Origin of the sequence: Duganella sp. CY15W, assembly GCF_009857555.1 — a bacterium.
Lineage (GTDB): Bacteria > Pseudomonadota > Gammaproteobacteria > Burkholderiales > Burkholderiaceae_D > Rugamonas > Rugamonas sacchari.
In genome coordinates this window covers 87,162-103,922 of sequence record NZ_WWCQ01000005.1, presented here as the reverse complement: position 1 = coordinate 103,922, position 16,761 = coordinate 87,162, and the positions used below count along the sequence as shown (strand labels likewise).

17 protein-coding genes are annotated in these 16,761 nt (G+C 63.1%); 8 read left to right on the top strand and 9 right to left on the bottom strand.

Annotation, left to right across the window (positions count from 1 at the left end; translation table 11 throughout):
- Window positions 1-42: 42 nt before the first annotated feature.
- Window positions 43-597: a M48 family metallopeptidase gene (locus GTP58_RS22950; RefSeq protein ID WP_161079431.1), complete on the top strand. Its 555-nt coding sequence runs from the start codon at window positions 43-45 to the stop codon at window positions 595-597.
- Window positions 598-626: 29 nt separating this feature from the next.
- Window positions 627-1,316: an aquaporin Z gene (gene aqpZ / locus GTP58_RS22945; RefSeq protein WP_161079430.1), complete on the top strand. Its 690-nt coding sequence runs from the start codon at window positions 627-629 to the stop codon at window positions 1,314-1,316.
- Between the two features lie 49 nt (window positions 1,317-1,365).
- On the opposite strand, the gene GTP58_RS22940 is transcribed toward aqpZ, so the two are convergent.
- Entirely contained in the window at window positions 1,366-2,244 is an 879-nt protein-coding gene (locus tag GTP58_RS22940; RefSeq protein ID WP_161079429.1) for a LysR substrate-binding domain-containing protein, read from the bottom strand.
- A 101-nt stretch (window positions 2,245-2,345) separates the two neighbouring features.
- Here GTP58_RS22940 and GTP58_RS22935 point away from each other — a divergent pair, with 101 nt between their 5' ends.
- The 3 genes from GTP58_RS22935 (at window position 2,346) to GTP58_RS22925 (ending at window position 3,991) form a co-directional block, all read left to right on the top strand.
- Window positions 2,346-2,630, top strand: a complete 285-nt coding sequence (locus GTP58_RS22935) for a DUF1330 domain-containing protein (protein WP_161079428.1) — start codon at window positions 2,346-2,348, stop codon at window positions 2,628-2,630.
- A 76-nt stretch (window positions 2,631-2,706) separates the two neighbouring features.
- Entirely contained in the window at window positions 2,707-3,105 is a 399-nt protein-coding gene (locus GTP58_RS22930) for an OsmC family protein (protein WP_161079427.1), read from the top strand.
- A 4-nt stretch (window positions 3,106-3,109) separates the two neighbouring features.
- A complete protein-coding gene (locus GTP58_RS22925; protein WP_161079426.1) occupies window positions 3,110-3,991 on the top strand; it encodes a pirin family protein in 882 nt (293 codons plus the stop codon).
- Window positions 3,992-3,998: 7 nt separating this feature from the next.
- Here the strand turns inward: GTP58_RS22925 and GTP58_RS22920 are convergent, their stop codons facing one another.
- From GTP58_RS22920 to GTP58_RS22895, 6 genes are all read right to left on the bottom strand, one after another.
- On the bottom strand, window positions 3,999-5,528 hold the full coding sequence (locus GTP58_RS22920; protein ID WP_161079425.1) for an FHA domain-containing protein: 1,530 nt from the start codon (window positions 5,526-5,528) through the stop codon (window positions 3,999-4,001).
- 104 nt (window positions 5,529-5,632) lie between these two features.
- A complete protein-coding gene (locus tag GTP58_RS22915; RefSeq protein WP_308937372.1) occupies window positions 5,633-6,706 on the bottom strand; it encodes a protein phosphatase in 1,074 nt (357 codons plus the stop codon).
- On the bottom strand, window positions 6,703-7,188 hold the full coding sequence (locus tag GTP58_RS22910) for an SH3 domain-containing protein (protein WP_161079424.1): 486 nt from the start codon (window positions 7,186-7,188) through the stop codon (window positions 6,703-6,705). Before GTP58_RS22910 ends, GTP58_RS22915 begins: the two co-directional genes overlap by 4 nt.
- Window position 7,189: 1 nt before the next feature.
- Window positions 7,190-8,752 (bottom strand): hypothetical protein, encoded by a 1,563-nt coding sequence (locus tag GTP58_RS22905; protein ID WP_161079423.1) that lies wholly within the window; start codon window positions 8,750-8,752, stop codon window positions 7,190-7,192.
- Between the two features lie 3 nt (window positions 8,753-8,755).
- Window positions 8,756-11,119 carry an FtsW/RodA/SpoVE family cell cycle protein gene (locus GTP58_RS22900; protein WP_161079422.1) on the bottom strand — a complete coding sequence of 788 codons (2,364 nt, stop codon included), beginning with the start codon at window positions 11,117-11,119 and terminating at the stop codon, window positions 8,756-8,758.
- Complete coding sequence (locus GTP58_RS22895) at window positions 11,116-12,153, bottom strand: protein kinase (protein ID WP_161079421.1); 1,038 nt, start codon at window positions 12,151-12,153, stop codon at window positions 11,116-11,118. The genes GTP58_RS22900 and GTP58_RS22895 overlap by 4 nt, the downstream gene beginning before the upstream one ends.
- A gap of 126 nt (window positions 12,154-12,279) precedes the next feature.
- Here GTP58_RS22895 and GTP58_RS22890 point away from each other — a divergent pair, with 126 nt between their 5' ends.
- Both GTP58_RS22890 and GTP58_RS22885 read left to right on the top strand, forming a co-directional pair.
- Window positions 12,280-13,224, top strand: a complete 945-nt coding sequence (locus GTP58_RS22890; RefSeq protein ID WP_161079420.1) for an MBL fold metallo-hydrolase — start codon at window positions 12,280-12,282, stop codon at window positions 13,222-13,224.
- A complete protein-coding gene (locus GTP58_RS22885) occupies window positions 13,224-13,973 on the top strand; it encodes an alpha/beta hydrolase (protein WP_161079419.1) in 750 nt (249 codons plus the stop codon). Before GTP58_RS22890 ends, GTP58_RS22885 begins: the two co-directional genes overlap by 1 nt.
- A 45-nt stretch (window positions 13,974-14,018) precedes the next feature.
- On the opposite strand, the gene GTP58_RS22880 is transcribed toward GTP58_RS22885, so the two are convergent.
- Window positions 14,019-14,453, bottom strand: coding sequence for a glycine zipper domain-containing protein (locus GTP58_RS22880; protein WP_202413828.1), 435 nt, complete (start codon window positions 14,451-14,453; stop codon window positions 14,019-14,021).
- Between the two features lie 135 nt (window positions 14,454-14,588).
- Window positions 14,589-15,125, bottom strand: coding sequence for a GNAT family N-acetyltransferase (locus GTP58_RS22875; RefSeq protein WP_161079418.1), 537 nt, complete (start codon window positions 15,123-15,125; stop codon window positions 14,589-14,591).
- 136 nt (window positions 15,126-15,261) lie between these two features.
- Between GTP58_RS22875 and GTP58_RS22870 the strand changes: the two genes are divergently transcribed.
- Window positions 15,262-16,695: a M20/M25/M40 family metallo-hydrolase gene (locus GTP58_RS22870; RefSeq protein ID WP_161079417.1), complete on the top strand. Its 1,434-nt coding sequence runs from the start codon at window positions 15,262-15,264 to the stop codon at window positions 16,693-16,695.
- Window positions 16,696-16,761: the final 66 nt, after the last annotated feature.

Sequence of the window (16,761 nt, the reverse complement as noted above, 5' to 3'; positions counted from 1 at the left end):
GCTCTGCAGAAAAGCGCAGGGCGATTGACTTCAGGGGAGTCTATGAAAAACCAGTTCAGACAGATCTTTATTGTTTTCCTCATGCTAATCGGCTTGCACAGCGTATGCGCTGCTGATGATCTCAGTTTACAGCCTAAATACGGACTGGCCCCCAAGACCGCTGCACAAAAAGCCGCGGATGACGCATTCCTTGCCGGGGTAGACCAGTACTACAAAGGCGACCGCAAAACTGCGGCCAGCCAGCTCGCGGGGCGTGGCTGGGCGGCTCTGCGTGAAGGCAAGCCGCAAGACGCTATCCGGCGCTTCAACCAGGCATGGTTGATCGACTCGTCGAATGCCGTCGCCTTGTGGGGCATGGCCGTGGTGGAAGCGGGCAGCGGCAGGGAGCAGCAGTCGCTGACGCTGTTCGAGGAAGCCGCGCAGGGGGCTGCCGGCGACATGGATTTTGAGATGGATTACGCAAAAGTGCTGTTCTACACGGGCGACTACGCCAGCGCGTGGAAGAGAGTGAAGCTGGCGGAGCAAACGCCGGGCGCAAAGGGACTGGACCAAGGGTTTATTACGGCGCTTACCGCAAAAATGAACAGGCCTCAGTGAGGCCATTTTTTAACTTTGAAAGGAAGACGATGAAATCGTATGGCGCAGAATTTTTTGGCACGTTCTGGCTGGTATTGGGTGGTTGTGGCAGCGCCGTTCTGGCGGCGGCTTTCCCTGGCCTGGGTATCGGCTTTACCGGGGTGTCACTGGCCTTTGGCCTGACCGTGCTGACCATGGCGTACGCCATTGGCCACATCTCTGGCTGCCATTTGAATCCGGCTGTGTCGATCGGCCTGTGGGCAGGTGGCCGCTTCCCGGCCAATAAACTGCTGCCATACATTGTGGCGCAAGTGCTGGGCGGGATTGTCGCCGGCGGCGTGCTGTACCTGATCGCCAGCGGCAAAGCGGGCTTTGATCTGGCGGGCGGCTTTGCCTCCAACGGTTATGGCGAACATTCGCCGGGCGGCTTCTCGCTGACAGCGGCGCTGGTGTGCGAAGTCGTCATGACCATGATGTTCCTGGTCGTGATTCTTGGCGCCACCGATGCACGCGCACCGCAGGGTTTCGCACCGCTGCCAATTGGCCTGTGCCTGACCCTGATTCACCTGATTAGCATTCCGGTGACGAATACTTCGGTCAATCCTGCCCGCAGCACGGCGGTGGCGGTGTATGTAGGCGGCTGGGCCACCAGCCAGTTGTGGTTGTTCTGGGTCGCACCGATCATTGGCGCGCTGCTGGGCGCAGTCGTGTACCGCCTGATCGCCGCAAACGACCGTTAAGCTGGTTCGGCGCCGGCCGGAAGGCCGCCGCCGATGGTAAACGCCTGGGTTAGCTCAGGCGTTCCCGCGCGAAGTCGACAAAGCTGCGGACCTTGGCGCTGGGGCGGGCTTCCGGACGGCGCAGGATGTGCATGGCGCGCGACGGCAGCTCCCATTTCGGCAGCAGCCGTACCAGCTGCCCGAGCGCGATGGCCGGCTCCATCAATGCATCCGCCTGAACGATCACGCCCATGCCGGCAATTGCGGCCATCACCAGCGAGGCGCCGGTATTGCTGACCAGCGTGCCGCGCGCCTTCACTTCGACCAGGTCTTCACCACGCCGGAAACGCCAGGTGGTGCTGGCCCCCGCAAACACCAGGCAGTTGTGCCTGGCCAGATCCGATGGATGGCGCGGCGTGCCGTGCTTCTTCAGATAGGCGGGACTGGCGGCGGCCAATATGCGCCCCGGCGCCAGCGGCAGCGCTATCAGACTGGTGTCGGTAACCGGGCCGGAGCGGATGGCGACATCCACGCCTTCTTCGGCCATGTCGATCACGCGGTTGCTCAGCACCAGATCAATACTGACCTTGGGATAACGCGCGGTGTACTCGGCAATGACGGGTGTGAGTTTGTGTTCGCCATATGTAGCCGGTGCGGAGATGCGCAAGCTGCCCTGCGGTTCGGCGCGCAGGTTTTCCGCCACGTGGTCCGCAGCCGCCACGCTGGCCAGCACGTCGTGGCAGCGCTCCAGGTAAGCGGCGCCGATTTCGGTGAGCGTCTGGCGGCGCGTGCTGCGTTCGATGAGGCGCGCGCCCAGATGCTGCTCCAGCGCTTGCACGTGCTTGCCCACCATGACGGCGGAGATGCCCAGCGTTTCCGCCGCTGCCGCAAAGCTGCCTGCCGTCGCCGCTGCCGTGAAGACTTCCATGCTGCGTAGCTTGTCGCTCATATTCGAAACTATTTGTTAGGAGTGAGTGAAATTCTAGCCCATTTATGTCGAATCGGCTTGTGATGATAATGAAGCCTCAAACACATCACAGGAGGTTCATCATGGCAGCATACGCAATCGGATACGTAACCCTGCGCAACACGGAATGGCAAAAAGAGTACGGCGCGCATATGCCGGCACTGACCGCAAAGCATGGAGGCAAGCTGTTGGCGAAGACCGCGCCGCAAACGCTGGAAGGCTCGCCAGTGCTGCCGGAGGCGATGGTGGTGATCGAGTTCCCATCGGCCGAACATGCGCAGGCCTGGTACAACGATCCGGAGCATACGCGTCTCAAGGCGCTACGCCAGTCGGGTGCGGACTTCTCGATGGTGCTGGTCGGCGCGTAGCCTTTTAGTAGAAGCGCAAGCCTCTCATTCGGTGTACATTGTGGGTTCTTGATTCACCGCCTACAAGGAACACCGAATGACTATCAAAGCCCTGCGAGATCAATCCCTGCCGATGCGCCACATCGTCCATGTGCGCAATCACATTATCTCCACCGACGGCTTGGAAGCGGAAGGCGGCAACGACGCCGGCCCATCACCCCATGATCTGTACGACGCCGCGCTGAGCGCCTGTAAAGCGCTGACCGTGGTCTGGTATGCCAAACGCAAGAACATCCCGCTGGAGCATGTGGAGGTCAGCATGGAGCGCGATGCCAGCGAAGAGCGCCAGGGTATCTACCGCCTCAACGCCACTCTGCATGTCACCGGCGATCTGACCGAGGCGCAGCGCGCGGAGCTGCTGGCCGCCGCGCAGAAATGCCCGATCCATAAGCTGATGACTTCTGTTACCACCGAAGTGACCACCGTACTGGGATAAGGCCATGACCATTTCGAATCTGCTGAAAGGCCACGAGAAAGACCTGGGCGGCGGTTTTGTCGTGCGCCGCTATTTGCCGTCCGCAGTGAAGCAGGCAGTCGGTCCGTTTATTTTCTTCGACCATTTCGGCCCGGTGGATGTGCCGGTGGATGCCGACCATGACGTGCGCCCGCATCCGCACATTGGTCTGGCCACGGTGACCTATCTGTTTGAAGGTGCGATGGACCATCGCGACAGCCTGGGTACCTACCAGCGCATTGAACCGGGCGCCGTCAACTGGATGACGGCCGGCCGTGGCATCGTTCACTCCGAGCGTACGCCGAAAGACCTGGTCGGCGTACCGCACCGCACGCACGGCCTGCAACTGTGGGCCGCGCTGCCGGCCGCGCATGAAGAGGATGAACCGGGCTTCTGCCACACGCCATCCGACGCCATTCCGGAATTGCAGCTGGATGGCGCCGATGTGCGCGTGCTGATTGGCTCCGCTTTCGGCCTGACCTCGCCGGTGCAAACCTACAGCCAGACGCTGTACCTGGACGTGGCCCTGAAAGCCGGTGCGCAACTGGCGCTGGATGGCCTGCCCGCCGAAGCGGCCATCTATCCGATCAGCGGCGAGCTGGAAGTGGATGGCGCCGCACTGGCCCTGCACAGCATGGCGCTGCTGAACACTGCGGACACACGCCAGGTCAAGGCAGGCAGCGATGCGCGCTTTGTGGTGATTGGCGGCGAGCCGCTGGACGGCCATCGCTATATGTACTGGAACTTCGTCTCGTCGCGCAAGGAGCGCGTGGTGCAGGCGGGCGAGGACTGGGAGGCGCAACGCTTCCCTAAAGTGCCGGGTGAAACCGAGTGGATTCCGCTGCCACCGAAGAAACCGGCAGCGTAAGCGAGGTTCAGGCGGTGGACATGGCGTTCGCCGCCACCGTGCTGTAAATGTCGTTGGCGCCGGTGCGGATGATCCAGTGTTCCGGATACGCATCGCTGGCGAAGCGGGTGTGGCCTGGCACGCGGCTCAGCTTATCCAGCGAGACGGTCGGCGCCAGCGCGGTTTCCTTGCCGGTCAGCTGATCGAGATGCCAGAAGCCGCCGTCGCGGTGGAACAGCAACGGCAGTGCGGCCGCATGGGGCGCGGCGGCAAACGCCTTCACCGGATAGCCCGGATGGGTATTGGGCGCCAGCAGGTAGAAGCTCTCTGCATTGGCGCCATGGTCCACGCGGTGCAGGATCACGCCATGCGGCATGATGGCCGACACCGACAAGGTCACGATGCCTTTGATGCTTGCGCTGAATTCGATACGCATGCCGAGGCGCAGCGCGGTCGGCTTGTGTTTGCCCGGCCACACGCCATCCAGCAGGATGCCGTAGCGCGAGACATCTTCAATCTCAAACCCCTGGCCCGAACGGCGGATGATGGCATGGCGGCCCGACAACCGGCGCGTCAGGCCATTGGTTTCCTGGCCGTCGGCGGTGTAGTGGGTCAGCAGCACGTCGGATTCCGGATCGACCAGTTCGAAACGGCCAATGACGCAGTCGTCCATTGCAAACAGGCGGATCTGGCGCTGCGCGCCGGCTTCCGGCGCGGCATTGACCAGCGAAGCGGCCTGGCTTGGATGCGGATGCACCGCTGCGGCTTGCGGCATGTCGATTTCAATCAGGTCTTCATCCCACGCGATGGTGGAGAAGCCCAGGTCCACTTTACCGGCTGGCGCATTCAGGTCCAGATGGGCGATGCCCGCGTTGCGGGCGGTGACGTCGATATCTAGGCTGTCGCCGCCTTGCGCGCTGACGCGGGCGATGGAGGCGTCATCCGCCATCACGCGCACGTTTTTGTGCGTGCTGAGGAAGATGCGGTGGATTTCGGTCAGGGTCGCATCCAGGCGCGGCACCAGGATGACGAAGGTGCACACCCATTTACGCGCCGCCATGCCGGTGTGCTGGCTAAGCAGCTCAATGCTGATCTGGTACTGGCCATGCTCCTTGCCGCGCGACGAGAACTCGACAAACACCGGGCGCCATTCGCCGCCAACCGCGCGCACGAAGTGCTGGCGCGAAGCGCCGTTGGGAATCAGGTCGGATTGCAGTTGCAGCGTCAGTTGCGGCGCGCAGGCGTCCGGCATGCCGCGCAGTTCCATCTTGAGCGTCTGACGGCCGCCGGCCGCGCGTGGATCAAAGCCGCTGATGTGCAGTTGCGGACGCTCGGCGTGAGCGCGTTGCAGTGGCCTGGCGTAGTTGGACGGGGCGGTTTGCGCAGCAGGGACGGCATCCAGCGCCGTGGCCGGGGAGGCGGCACGGGTAGTGCGCAAGGCGCTCAGCAGGTCAAAGCTGGAAGGCTCTGCTTGGGCGTGACCGCCTTCGCAAGTTTGCGCTCCAGGCAAGACCCAGTAAGTGCAATGCGGGTGCTGGGCATTACTGCATTTTTTCATGACAAACCGACCGATGGGATACCCGTCAGTTTATGCGGTTTCCGCTCTGTTTGGCAAACTTTGCAACGACTTTTTGCAGCTTTTTGCGGCTCCCTGTGCACATATCAAAAATGCGCGGGCATTGGTGCGACAGGTAATGCTGTTTCGTCAACGTTGCAGCCGGTCGTGGCGGCGGAAAAACGCAGCACGATAGCGCTAAGATTGTCGATGTGGAGCTGCGGCGGCGGGTTTGCCGCGTAGTCGCTGAACAGGGCGTCGAGCGCGGCGCCGGCCGGCTGGTTCAGCAGCGAGGGCCAGCGTTCTATCCACGGCTGCGGATCGGCGCAAGCCCAGAAACCGTCGGTCGCTAGCAGATAGGTAGCGTCGGCGCGGACCTGGATGGCGCGGCGGTCGGCCAACTGCTGCAGGAACGGCGGCAGATTGGCAGCGTGCAGCGGCATCAGGCCATCTTCCAGGACTTGCGGATTGGCGAAGGCGTTGCCGAGGATGTAAGCCTGGGAGATCTGCGCGCGGTGCTCGCCGTGCACCTGCTGCCACCATTCCTGTTCGCCCAGCAGGCCATGCATGGCAAAGGCGGTGGCGGGTACGTGGTCGATCGTCAGTGGCCGCGCGTGTTGTCCGGTGATTTCGTACAGGCGCGAATCGCCGGCGTGGAACAGCATTGGCGGCTGGCCGGGCGGGATCTCCAGCAGCGTGAGTGTGGTGCCGGGGCGGCGGAAGCTGTCATGATCGCCCGGGTGGCTGAAGTGGGCCTGCAGGTCGAGGTGCAGCTGGTCCAGGCGCGCGCCGAGTTGTTCCAGCGTGCTGCAAGCGGGAATGCGCAGCAAGCCGGTGGCGACGGCTTCCGCAGCCTGGCGTCCGTGGCCATGGCCGCCCATGCCATCCAGGACGGCCAGGCGCACGTGGCCTGCGGGCCAGTCGGGCAGCTGGGTGGCATGCGGTTTCTGGTCGAGCAGCAGGACCGCGCGGCCGGTGGTGTCGATGATGAGCAGATTGTCCTGATTTTCCGGCACCTGCAGTTTGCTGATGCTGGCCGCGCTGCGGGCAGCGACGTCGAGGCCGGGGCCGAAGTTGAGTTGGTCGGTGATGCGTGTCATCGGGGCTGGCGCCGCAGCGCGGGGTGCGAAAGGCCACAGCTTAGCTGAAAGCGCGGCGGTGGTGGGGGCCTGGTGTGTCATTCGCCGCTCCGGCGCAGCCACAGGCTGCTGGCCCAGCCGCTGGCCTCGCGGCCGTTGATGGTGGTTTTGATTTGCCACCAGTCGCCGTCGTGCACACCGGTGGGCGTGACGAGGGCGCCTGCCTGCACGGTGGCCACGCGGGCGGAATGGACGCCGGGAGCAGCCCGCAGATTCAGGTCGCGATGGACGTGGAAGGCCTGGCCGGCGGTTGGGGCGTCATCGGCGGGTGCGGCGTTCGCCGCAGCGTTGATGATCGGCGGTGGCGCTGGCGCTGGCGATGCGATGTTGGTTGCTGCCGCCGGGCCGTGCGTGGCGTACAGAATCAGGCTGCCAAATCCCCATGCGCCCACCACCATGATGAGCAGCGCGCGCGCGTTGGGACGGCGCCACCAGCTGCGTGGCGTCAGATACGCCGCCAGGAACAGCGTGATGATGAGCCCCGCGACAAACGCGGCGATGGCATAGAGTCTGGCCGCATCCATCTCAGGCCTCGAAACGCAGCACGTAATGGCCGGCGGCCAGATGATGGCCGTGCGGCAGCAGGTAGGGCGCATCACCGACGCTGGCGACGAATTGCAGCTTGTCGTCCAGGTGATACAGCGCTTGCGTGGCGCTCAGGCGGGCGATGGTGTAGCCCTTTGCCACCGCTTCAAAGCTGAAAGCATTGCGCGACAGGCCGATGCGGTCCGCACTGATGCCTGCGCCATCGGCGCGCTGGAGGAAACGCGGTGAGTCCAGCAGCCGCAGGGCGGCCAGCATTGGCGAACTGCGGCCAAAGGTAAAGCGCGCGCCGCTGGCGACACCGGCGCTGATGGGCTGCGCAAGGCAGACTATCGCGCGATAGCGGTCCGCCATCTCGGGGGCGGCAGGTAGCAGCCGCAGCGCGCGCGCGTCGACAGGCGCAAACATGGCCGGTGCTTCCACGCGCTGTTTGCCTTCGGGCGTGCAGGCATACAGATTGTCCGAGACATCGACGATGAGACTGATGGCGGCTTGTGCATCGTTGGCGAGGGATAGCGCGCGGTCGAACGGTAGCTCCATCGCTTGCGCACCGGTGTCGCGGTAGCGGCTCAGGCGCGGCAAGGCCAGCGCCACCAGGCTCACGCGCTGCTGCGATACGGGAGCGTAGGTGGCATCGCTCTCGCCGGGGCGGTTGGCGGGCTTGTGGCTGGCCGCAGCGGGAACGGCGGTCAGGTCGATTTGTGCGGTGCCAGCTGGCGCCTCGCTGGTGCGCGAACGGCTTTGCCATACGGCTGGTTTGGCGGCGTTGACTGGCGCCGCCTCGGTGGCTTCTGTGAGCTGACGGGCACGCGCAGGAGTGGCGGAGGTGCGCGCGATTTTCAGCAGCAGGCGTTGTCCGCCTTGCGGTTCGCGCAGCGACTTGATGGTGTAGTAACCGCTGCGTGGATCGTAACGGCAGTCGAAAGCGTCTTTGGGACGCATCTGCACGACCGGCGGCGCATCGGGGCCGTCGTTGAGGATCAGCAGGGCGGCATCGGGACCGAAAGGCCAGCCGTGCGCCACGGCGCTGGCTTCGCCACCTTCGCCGCCGATCAAGGCCAGCCGCTGGTCGGGATAGATCGGGCACACCGCATGCCAGATCGCGCTATCACGCGACACGCTCAGGTTGTACAGGATTTTTTCGTCCGGCGCCGGCAGATACACAGCGTGACCAAATTTGACTTCGATCTCACCGGGCGCCAGCGAGGTGTTGCCGACCACGTCGTAGCGCACCTGATCGCTGCCCAGCAGGTCGCCGAAGTCCTTTTGGTGCAGCGTCATCAGCGTCTGCGCCAGATCGCGGGCGCGGGCGCCACGCGTCAAATGGTAGTCGTCGTCAACTTCCTCTTGCGGCAGCACCAGCGTCACATGGGAGAAGCAGCGCGTGGCGGCACGGCCGCGGTGCTCACGCGGGCTGCGCTCCAGCAGGTCGCGCAGCAGCGGACGGCGCGAGAACAGCGACAGGCCAGGCGCCTGCCAGATCGCTTCGGCATTGAACACGTCCGGAATGCGGCCAAGGACAGCGTGTTGAACATAGGTCGGCATGATTCAAACTCCTTCTGAAGATATCGCACTGAAGGTAAGCAGGGGGCAGAGGAAAAACAGCAGGTGGCTGCCACCAGCCGACAGAAAACTCATGGGCTGCCCCATGATGGGGAAGATCGCCAGGTTGGTTCCCCACGACAGCAGGAAGTGGCCCAGTACGAAAGCGCCGCCGCCACACAGGGCGAAATAACGGAAGCGTCCCAGCCAGGCCTGGCGGAAGTTGCGGGCGCTGGTGCCGTTGCGGTAGGCCTGCCATGCGGTCAGTACCACGCCGATCAGGAAGGCAGCTTGCACGGCCCACAGCAGCAGGCCGCCCAGCAGGCCATGGCGGTTGAGGAAGAAGGAGGCGGCAAAGTCGTCCTGCACGGCGGGGATCTGCACTACGCTCCCTGCCGACTGGCCCAGTGCGCGCAGGCCCAGCCAGTGATCGGCGCCGAGCCAGCCGCCTTCGCCGATGGCGCGTGCGCCGAGCAGCAACTGCTGGCCGGTGTGTGGATGCTCGGCGGGATTGAGCCAGACGAGGAAGCGGTCGGCGTAGAAGCCCCAGCGTATCAGGTCGTCGGTGCCGACGAGGCGCAGGTAGACGATGGCGGCGATCGCCATGCCTGCGCCGCTGAACAGCACTGCGGCCAGGATGCGGTTGCGTGCAGCCAGCGCATAGGCCAGTCCCGTGCCGGTGCTCCAGACCAGCAGCAATATCAACGGCGAGAAGTCATCCACCTGCACCAGTGCGAGGCCCAGCAGGGCGAGGAACAGCAACGCCGGCGCGATCAATTGCAGCCAGCGCGTTCCATGATCGGCCAGCCGCTGCGGGCCGTTATGCCAGTTGAAGCGCAATGCCAGGCAGTGGGCGGTGAGGGCGGTCAGCGCGAGTTTGGCCAGTTCCACTGGCTGCAAGTCGAAGACGCCGGTTTCGTCGCCCCACAGCACCTGGGCGGCCAGCGCCGCCAGCGCGATGGCCGCCAGCGCGGCGAGCAGCCACTCGATGAGACGCTGCTGTAAATGGGCACTGCGCGCAGCCTGGTATTGCGCCCATAGACGCAGCAAACCGCCAAGGCCGGAACCGATCGCCAGCATGGCTGCGCTCTTCTGGTAGTAGCGCAGCCAGGAGGATTCCGGCGCGCCCAGTCCAAGTTCCAGTTGCGCGAGCAGTCCAACAGCCAGCAGCACCACGCCCGCACCGGTGGCGAGCGTTAAGCGGCCTGGCAGCATCAGCCACATCGCGAGCGCGCCTGCGCCCAGCAGCAGCGAGCAGGCAGCACTGGGCGCCATGCCCGCGCGTTGGGAAATCAGCCCGATCACGCCGGCGGCCAGCATGCCTGCTGCCGCCAGGAGCGCGCTGCTGCCGAGGTTTGCGAGCAGGCTGACGATCAACGCTACGGTACTGACGCCCAGTGCGATCCAGACTGCGCTGGCATGGCCACTCCACAGTGCGCGCTGCTGCCATTGCCAGCTGATTTGCTCCGGCAGCTTCAGTTCCGGTTCGCTGTACAACTTGATGTGGCGGCTGGGTTGCAGTGTGAGCTGGTCGCCGCTTGCCAAGAGCTGAAACCGCGTGTGACCGACCATGATCGCGTTCACGCCTTGCAGCGTGGCTTCCTGCTTGCGTAAATCCGTCGCCCCAAGCAGGACGGCAGCGCGGTCGCCGTCGGGATTGGCGGCCGATAGCTGCAAGCGGCCGTTGATACGTGAAACCGTTGCTGCGCCGGGTGTGACCTGCTCGAGTCCGAGGCGGTTATCGCAGTAGAGATTTCCGCCGAATGACAATGGCCGCGCGATGGTCAGCGGCAGTGGTGCGATGCGATTCCAGGTGGATAAGGCCTTGCTGGCCAAACGCGATTCCGGGCAATTGGCTTGGGCATGCCCGTCACGGTACAAGGTCGCACCGTCGTAACGCCATTCCTGGCCATCGCGCGTAAACACGACGTGGCTTGCATCGGCCGAGCGTACGTCAAACACCGCGCCGTCGATCTGGAAGTGCTGCAAGCCGTCCAGCGGCATGCTGCCCAGGCGCTGTTCTTCGCCGTCGCGCTGCACGATGACCTGACGGGACGCGCTGAGGTTACGCAGCATCCAGCTGCCGTCGGCATCGCGGTGCAATGACAGATGGTTGCGATCAGTTTGTGGTGCTGCCAGTTCCCGCTGCCCCAGGGTGACGCTGTCGCCAGGCTTGAGGTGGACGGATATCGTAGACGGCAGCCATGCCGCCGGAGCGCGCAGCAGGGCCAATGCCTGCAAGCCGCACAGTCCCGCCAGCAGGGCCAGCACGAATGCGAGACCGCTGGTGCGGGCAACCGCGCTGGCCAGAGCAGGGCGCGGCGCCTGATGATGCGGCTGTGCCGCGCGTGTGAGTGCAATCGCCATCATGCCCCCTGCATGGCTTGCCAGCCGTTGAGTGCTGTCGGACGACGCATGCCGTGGACTGGATCGGCTGCGTCAAATTCGCCGCGCGCCAGCTTTTGGCCCTGGATCGCGTGCAGCATGCGGCTGATCTGAATGGCGTGGCGCGGACGTTTGGACGGATCGATATGCAGCAGTGCGCGCAGCAGCTCCAGTGCCGCGTCGCGCCTGGCGGCTGGAATGGCGGCGGCAAAGCGGTCTGCTTCTTCGGCCTGCAGTGCTGCCGGAATGTCGCCGCCGTTCATGCCGCGCAGCCGGTCGGCGCCGGCAACGTGGTGGGCGCGGTACGCGTGTCCGCAGTCCGCGCAGAAGCGCAGCGGCATGCCGTTGGTGACCAGAAAATACAGCATCGCGCCCAGCGAGAAATAGTCGCTGCGCGCGCTGGTGGCGTAGCCTCCGCCGTCTGCCGGGAAGAATTGTTCGGGCGCCTGCCAGTTGGCGGTACCGGCATAGGAGTGCGTCTGCAGGCTGCCTAACTCGCGGTTGGTGCCGAAGTCGGCCAGCTTGATGGTGTTCAGGTGTGTATCCAGCAGCACGTTGGCGGGTTTGAGATCCAGATATCGCCAGCCGTATTGATGGACTTTGGCCAGCGCCTGATTCATCTGCGCGATCCAGCCCAAGGCCTGCGGCAGCGGCACGGTTTCGCCGCGGCCTTTCAGCGCGATCATGTGCCGGCCCAGATCGGAACCCATCAGCTCCAGCGCCAGTACTGGCAGGCCTTCGTGCCAGCCGCTATCCAGCAAGCGCACGATATGGCGCTCGTCCCATGGCTCCAGCGATTGCAGGAATGCGATTTCATTGCTGGCGCTCGTGGTCCAGCGTTCGCGCTGCGGCGGCAGGGCGCGCGCCATCTGCTCGTGATTGATTAATTTGATCGCCACATCACTTGTCGCCTGCGGCCCGCTGGCACGCCAGATGATGCCGTACGCCGATCCACCGATCTGCTCACGCAGCCGGTAATGGCCAAGTTCCAAAGCGATGATTGCGTCTGCTGTCGTCATGAGTTCCTCCGTCGCAAAGCACTAGCGGAGGGTGGCGGAAATTTGCCCAGCCGTGTTTCGGCATGTTAAATTGATATAAATTTTAACAAGTCAACAACCTTGGCGCACCAACTACGGAGGAAGGGGATGAAGTTGATCGTGGCGCTGGCACTCATTTCCGGACTGACGGCGACGTCTGTGACGGCGGCACCGTACACTTTTATTGAAGGTAAAGTGCCCAAGGGCGTTCAGCCGGATGGCAATTCGATTGTGCTTGAGGGGCCTGAGGAACTGCTGGTCATCGATACTGGCCGCCATCCCGCTCATACCGATCAGATTATTGCAGTGGCCAAGGCGAAGAACAAGCCGATCACCGCGATCATTAACACCCATTGGCACCTCGATCATACGACGGGCAATGCGCGTATCCGCGCCGCTTATTCCAGCGCCAGGCTGTATGCAAGTACGGCGGTGGCGGGCGCTTTGAAGGGCTTCCTGGCCAAAAATATCGAGCAGGCCAAAGCGCTGCTGGACGACCCGTCCGTGCCGGAGGAGCGCAAGGCCGATGCGCGGCTGTATCTGGAGGCGATCAACGATCCGGCAAATTTGATTCCCGACCAGCCGGTAAAAGGGCCGATGTCAATACAGCTGGGCGCACGTGAACTGCGTCTGCATCTGGCGAAGTATGCCGCGACCGAGGGCGATGTCTGGATTCATGATCCGGCAAATAAGACGGTGTTCACTGGCGACCTGGTGGTGGTGCCGTTGCCGTTCTTCGATACCGGCTGTGCCGAAGGCTGGCGCCAGGCCTTGGCCGAGATCGACCAGCTTGATTTCCACACCCTGGTACCGGGTCATGGCTTGCCGATGGACCACGCTGCTTTTTCGAACTATCGGCAGGCTTTTGACGCCTTCACGGCGTGCGCGGAAAGCACCGCGGGTACGGCGAGCTGCGTTGCGATCTGGCGGCAGCAGGGAGCCGCTTTCGCCGCCATGCATCCCGATCCGAAATACGTCGATGCTGCGCTGACCTATTATGTCGATCAGGTCTTGCGTGTACCAGCCAAACGCTCGGAATACTGCGGAAAGTGATGGGCAGGCTGCTGATCTTTCTGGCGTTGGTGTATGGCGTCGTTTGTGTGGCGCTGTACTTCATGCAGCAATCGTTTATTTATTTCCCCCAGCAGCGGCACAGACCGGACGTGCCTCTGTTGAAGCTGGCCGCCGGTGATGAAACCATTCTGGTCTCTACACGGCCAAGGAAAAGCGCGGATGCGGTCATCTACTTTGGCGGTAACGCGGAAGATGTCAGTTCCAGCTTGCCAAGTCTGGCCGAAGCGTTTCCCGACAAGACGCTATACCTGATGCACTATCGCGGCTATGGCGGAAGTTCGGGCCGTCCTTCGGAAATGGCGCTTGTTGCAGACGCCTTGCTGCTGTTCGGCCGCGTCGCCCAAGACCACAGCAACATCACAGTGATAGGCCGTAGCCTCGGGAGCGGTGTGGCGGTGCAGTTGGCCAGCGAGCGGCCGGTGGCGCGGCTGGTACTGGTCACCCCGTACAACAGCATCCAGGAATTGGCCGTGGCGCGGTTCCCGTATTTTCCCGTGCACTGGATTTTGCGCGACAAGTTTGAGTCGTGGAAGTACGCGGCGAAGGTTACGGCGCCGACGCTGATTGTAATGGCCGAACGGGATGGGGTGATCCCATCAAGCAGCAGCCGCGCACTGCACACCCATTTCGCCAAGGGCGTGGCGGAGCTGGCGGTCGTGGACGGCGCGGGACACAATACGATTGCCGACTATCCTGCATACGTCCGGCTGCTTAAAAGCCACCCCTGAAAAGAAAACAGCCAAAGCATGCTTTGGCTGTCCTGTCTTGCCGGATTAACGATCCCAGCGACCGTGGTGGTGTTCCCAGCGGTCACCGCGATAGTAAGGGCGCGGTTCCACGTAGATCACGCGCGGAGGCGGTGCGTAGTAGCGTGGAGGCGGCGCGTAGTACACTGGCTCTGGGCGTTCGTAGTAGACAGGCGCCGGGCGCTCATAATAAACCGGCGCTGGTTGTGTGTAGACGCGGGTCTCTACATAACCACGGTCACGGCCGCGATAGTAGCGGTCATCCGTGCGGATGCTGTTGCCGACCGCCGCGCCGACCAGGCCACCGACAATGGCGCCATCGCGGCCGCCAGCGCTGTTACCGATTGCTGCACCGACCACAGCACCGGCCACCGTGTTGAAATCACGGTCGCCTGCGTATGCCGACGACGATACGGCTGCTACGGTCAGTAACGCTACACCCATCATTTTTTTGCTCAACATGGTAATCCCCTTGCTGTGGCCTGCATCGGAATGAATGCGTTAGCCAGTGACTCCACTATAAACCGCAGCAGGAAAAGTACCACGCCTTATACACATGCTTACAAAGTGGCTTGGCCGGTAATGCCTTGTAACAATTCACGATGGGCGGCGCTGCGCCTCCCATTCAGGGCGCAGCAGGCTGAAAACCGTAACATCCTGATAACGGCCATTGATGAAGAAGGCCTGCCGCAGCGTGCCCTCCGCCTGAAAGCCGCATTTCTGCGCAACGCGCACGGAGGCGACGTTTTCCGGGGCGGTCAGCAATTCCAGCCGCTGGTACTGGTGAACGTTGAACAGGTAATCCACCAGCAGCGTGCACGCCTCGGTGACAAATCCGCGTCCACCCAGTTTGGACTCGAACAGGCGATAGCCGATTTCGCGGGTGGTCGGCGTGCGGCTTTTGAAGTGGGTGATGACGCCGACAATGTGATGCAGCGCGTCTTCGATCACAAACAGCTCGCTGTCTTCGGTGACAAAGCTGTTCTGCACAAACTCCTTGCGCATGATTTCCGGCGATTTGAACTGGGTGGAAAAATAATCGCCGCGCGAGGGCAGGTCGTTGACCAATGCGATAAAGGTATTCAGATCGGCGGTCAGCAGATGACGGACGGTGCAGAGTTGACCCTTGAGCATAGGCGCTTTCTTCTGGCAGTTGAAGTTATATCCTAGAGTAAGCGGGATAGCAAATCAACAGGATGACAAGTTCATCATGATAGGTTATCGTTTAAGACGATCTTGCTACCCATTCTTTTTATAACACAGGACCCGCATGAAATCCGTCATCAAGAACTCCCTGTCGCTGACCGTTCTGGCCACCAGCCTGCTCGCCGTCGGCGCTTACGCTGCCCCTGCCAATGATCCTGCCACGCTGGCCCAGATCCGCGACAATGCCATGAAAAGCGACTGGGCGTACGAACGCCTGGCCGATCTGACTGACCTGGTGGGGCCGCGCCTGTCCGGTTCTGCCGGTGCAGCCGCCGCAGTGGAGCAGGTGGCGGACGCCATGCGCAAGCTAGGCGCCAAGGTGACGCTGCAGCCTGTGAAAGTGCCGCACTGGGTGCGCGGTGCGGAATCGGCGGAACTGGTGGAATACACCGGCCGTCCGGCAGGCATCACGCAGAAAGTGGTACTGACTGCGTTGGGCGGCTCCGGTGCGACGCCGGCGGCTGGCCTGACTGCGCCGGTTGTCATCGTCCGCAGCTTTGAAGAACTGAAGGCCAAGGGCGCGCAAGTCAAGGGCAGCATCGTGCTGTTCGACGTACCGTTCGACCAGGAGATGGCCAACCGTGGCCACGCTGGCCCAGCCTACGGCCATGGCGCCGGTTTCCGTTTTGCCGGTCCCAAGCTGGCGGCGGACATGGGCGCAGCGGCAGCGCTGGTGCGCTCGGTCGGCGGCGCTGACTACCGCATCCCGCACACCGGCGCTACCGGCGTGGTGGAGGGCGCGCGCATTCCTGCCGCTGCCGTGACCTCGGAAGACGCCATGCTGATGAGCCGTCTGTCAGTCCGTGGTCCGCTGAAAATGCATTTGACGCTGACGCCGCAAAATCTGCCGGATGCCGATAGCTTCAACGTCATCGCCGACTGGCCGGGCACCGACAAGGCGGACGAAGTGGTGATCGTCTCCGGCCACCTGGATTCCTGGGACCTGGCGACCGGCGCCCACGACGACGGCACCGGCGTGGCGGGCGCCATGGGCGTGATCGATACGCTTAAAAAGCTGAACCTGAAACCGCGCCGCACCATCCGCGTCATCGCCTGGATGAACGAGGAAAACGGCACCCGTGGCGGCAAGGCCTACTTTGAAGCGAACAAGGACAAACTGGATAAACACTTTGCCGCGATCGAGTCGGACAGCGGCGGTGGCCGTCCATTCGGCTTCATCGGCAGCGTTACGCCGCCGATGGTGAAGTACTTCGCACCGCTGAAGGATGCGCTGGAGCCGATTGGCGCCGGCATCTTTGAACGCCGCGACATTGCCGGCGCGGCCGATACCGGCCCGCTGGAGCGCGCCGGCGTGCCGGTGTTCGAGCCGCTGGTGGATTCGAGCGCCTACTTCAATTATCACCACACGCCAGCGGACACGCTGGACAAGGTGAATCCATATGAGCTGAAACGCCACGTTGCCGTAATGACGTCGCTGACCTGGTATCTGGCCAATATGGATGAGAACATCGGCCGCGTCGCGCCGCAGCAGGACTAAGCCAGCGGCAAGGCCGGGGCACGCGTGCGCCGGTCAATCCGCTGCCGTGATAGCCTTCTTGCAAGA

Bases quoted from the DNA above. Each gene is read 5' to 3' on its own strand.
- GTP58_RS22950 (WP_161079431.1), top strand. From the start codon at position 43: ATGAAAAACCAGTTCAGACAGATCTTTATTGTTTTCCTCATGCTAATC.
- aqpZ (WP_161079430.1), top strand. From the start codon at position 627: ATGAAATCGTATGGCGCAGAATTTTTTGGCACGTTCTGGCTGGTATTG.
- GTP58_RS22940 (WP_161079429.1), bottom strand. From the start codon at position 2,244: ATGAGCGACAAGCTACGCAGCATGGAAGTCTTCACGGCAGCGGCGACG.
- GTP58_RS22935 (WP_161079428.1), top strand. From the start codon at position 2,346: ATGGCAGCATACGCAATCGGATACGTAACCCTGCGCAACACGGAATGG.
- GTP58_RS22930 (WP_161079427.1), top strand. From the start codon at position 2,707: ATGACTATCAAAGCCCTGCGAGATCAATCCCTGCCGATGCGCCACATC.
- GTP58_RS22925 (WP_161079426.1), top strand. From the start codon at position 3,110: ATGACCATTTCGAATCTGCTGAAAGGCCACGAGAAAGACCTGGGCGGC.
- GTP58_RS22920 (WP_161079425.1), bottom strand. From the start codon at position 5,528: ATGAAAAAATGCAGTAATGCCCAGCACCCGCATTGCACTTACTGGGTC.
- GTP58_RS22915 (WP_308937372.1), bottom strand. From the start codon at position 6,706: ATGACACACCAGGCCCCCACCACCGCCGCGCTTTCAGCTAAGCTGTGG.
- GTP58_RS22910 (WP_161079424.1), bottom strand. From the start codon at position 7,188: ATGGATGCGGCCAGACTCTATGCCATCGCCGCGTTTGTCGCGGGGCTC.
- GTP58_RS22905 (WP_161079423.1), bottom strand. From the start codon at position 8,752: ATGCCGACCTATGTTCAACACGCTGTCCTTGGCCGCATTCCGGACGTG.
- GTP58_RS22900 (WP_161079422.1), bottom strand. From the start codon at position 11,119: ATGATGGCGATTGCACTCACACGCGCGGCACAGCCGCATCATCAGGCG.
- GTP58_RS22895 (WP_161079421.1), bottom strand. From the start codon at position 12,153: ATGACGACAGCAGACGCAATCATCGCTTTGGAACTTGGCCATTACCGG.
- GTP58_RS22890 (WP_161079420.1), top strand. From the start codon at position 12,280: ATGAAGTTGATCGTGGCGCTGGCACTCATTTCCGGACTGACGGCGACG.
- GTP58_RS22885 (WP_161079419.1), top strand. From the start codon at position 13,224: ATGGGCAGGCTGCTGATCTTTCTGGCGTTGGTGTATGGCGTCGTTTGT.
- GTP58_RS22880 (WP_202413828.1), bottom strand. From the start codon at position 14,453: ATGTTGAGCAAAAAAATGATGGGTGTAGCGTTACTGACCGTAGCAGCC.
- GTP58_RS22875 (WP_161079418.1), bottom strand. From the start codon at position 15,125: ATGCTCAAGGGTCAACTCTGCACCGTCCGTCATCTGCTGACCGCCGAT.
- GTP58_RS22870 (WP_161079417.1), top strand. From the start codon at position 15,262: ATGAAATCCGTCATCAAGAACTCCCTGTCGCTGACCGTTCTGGCCACC.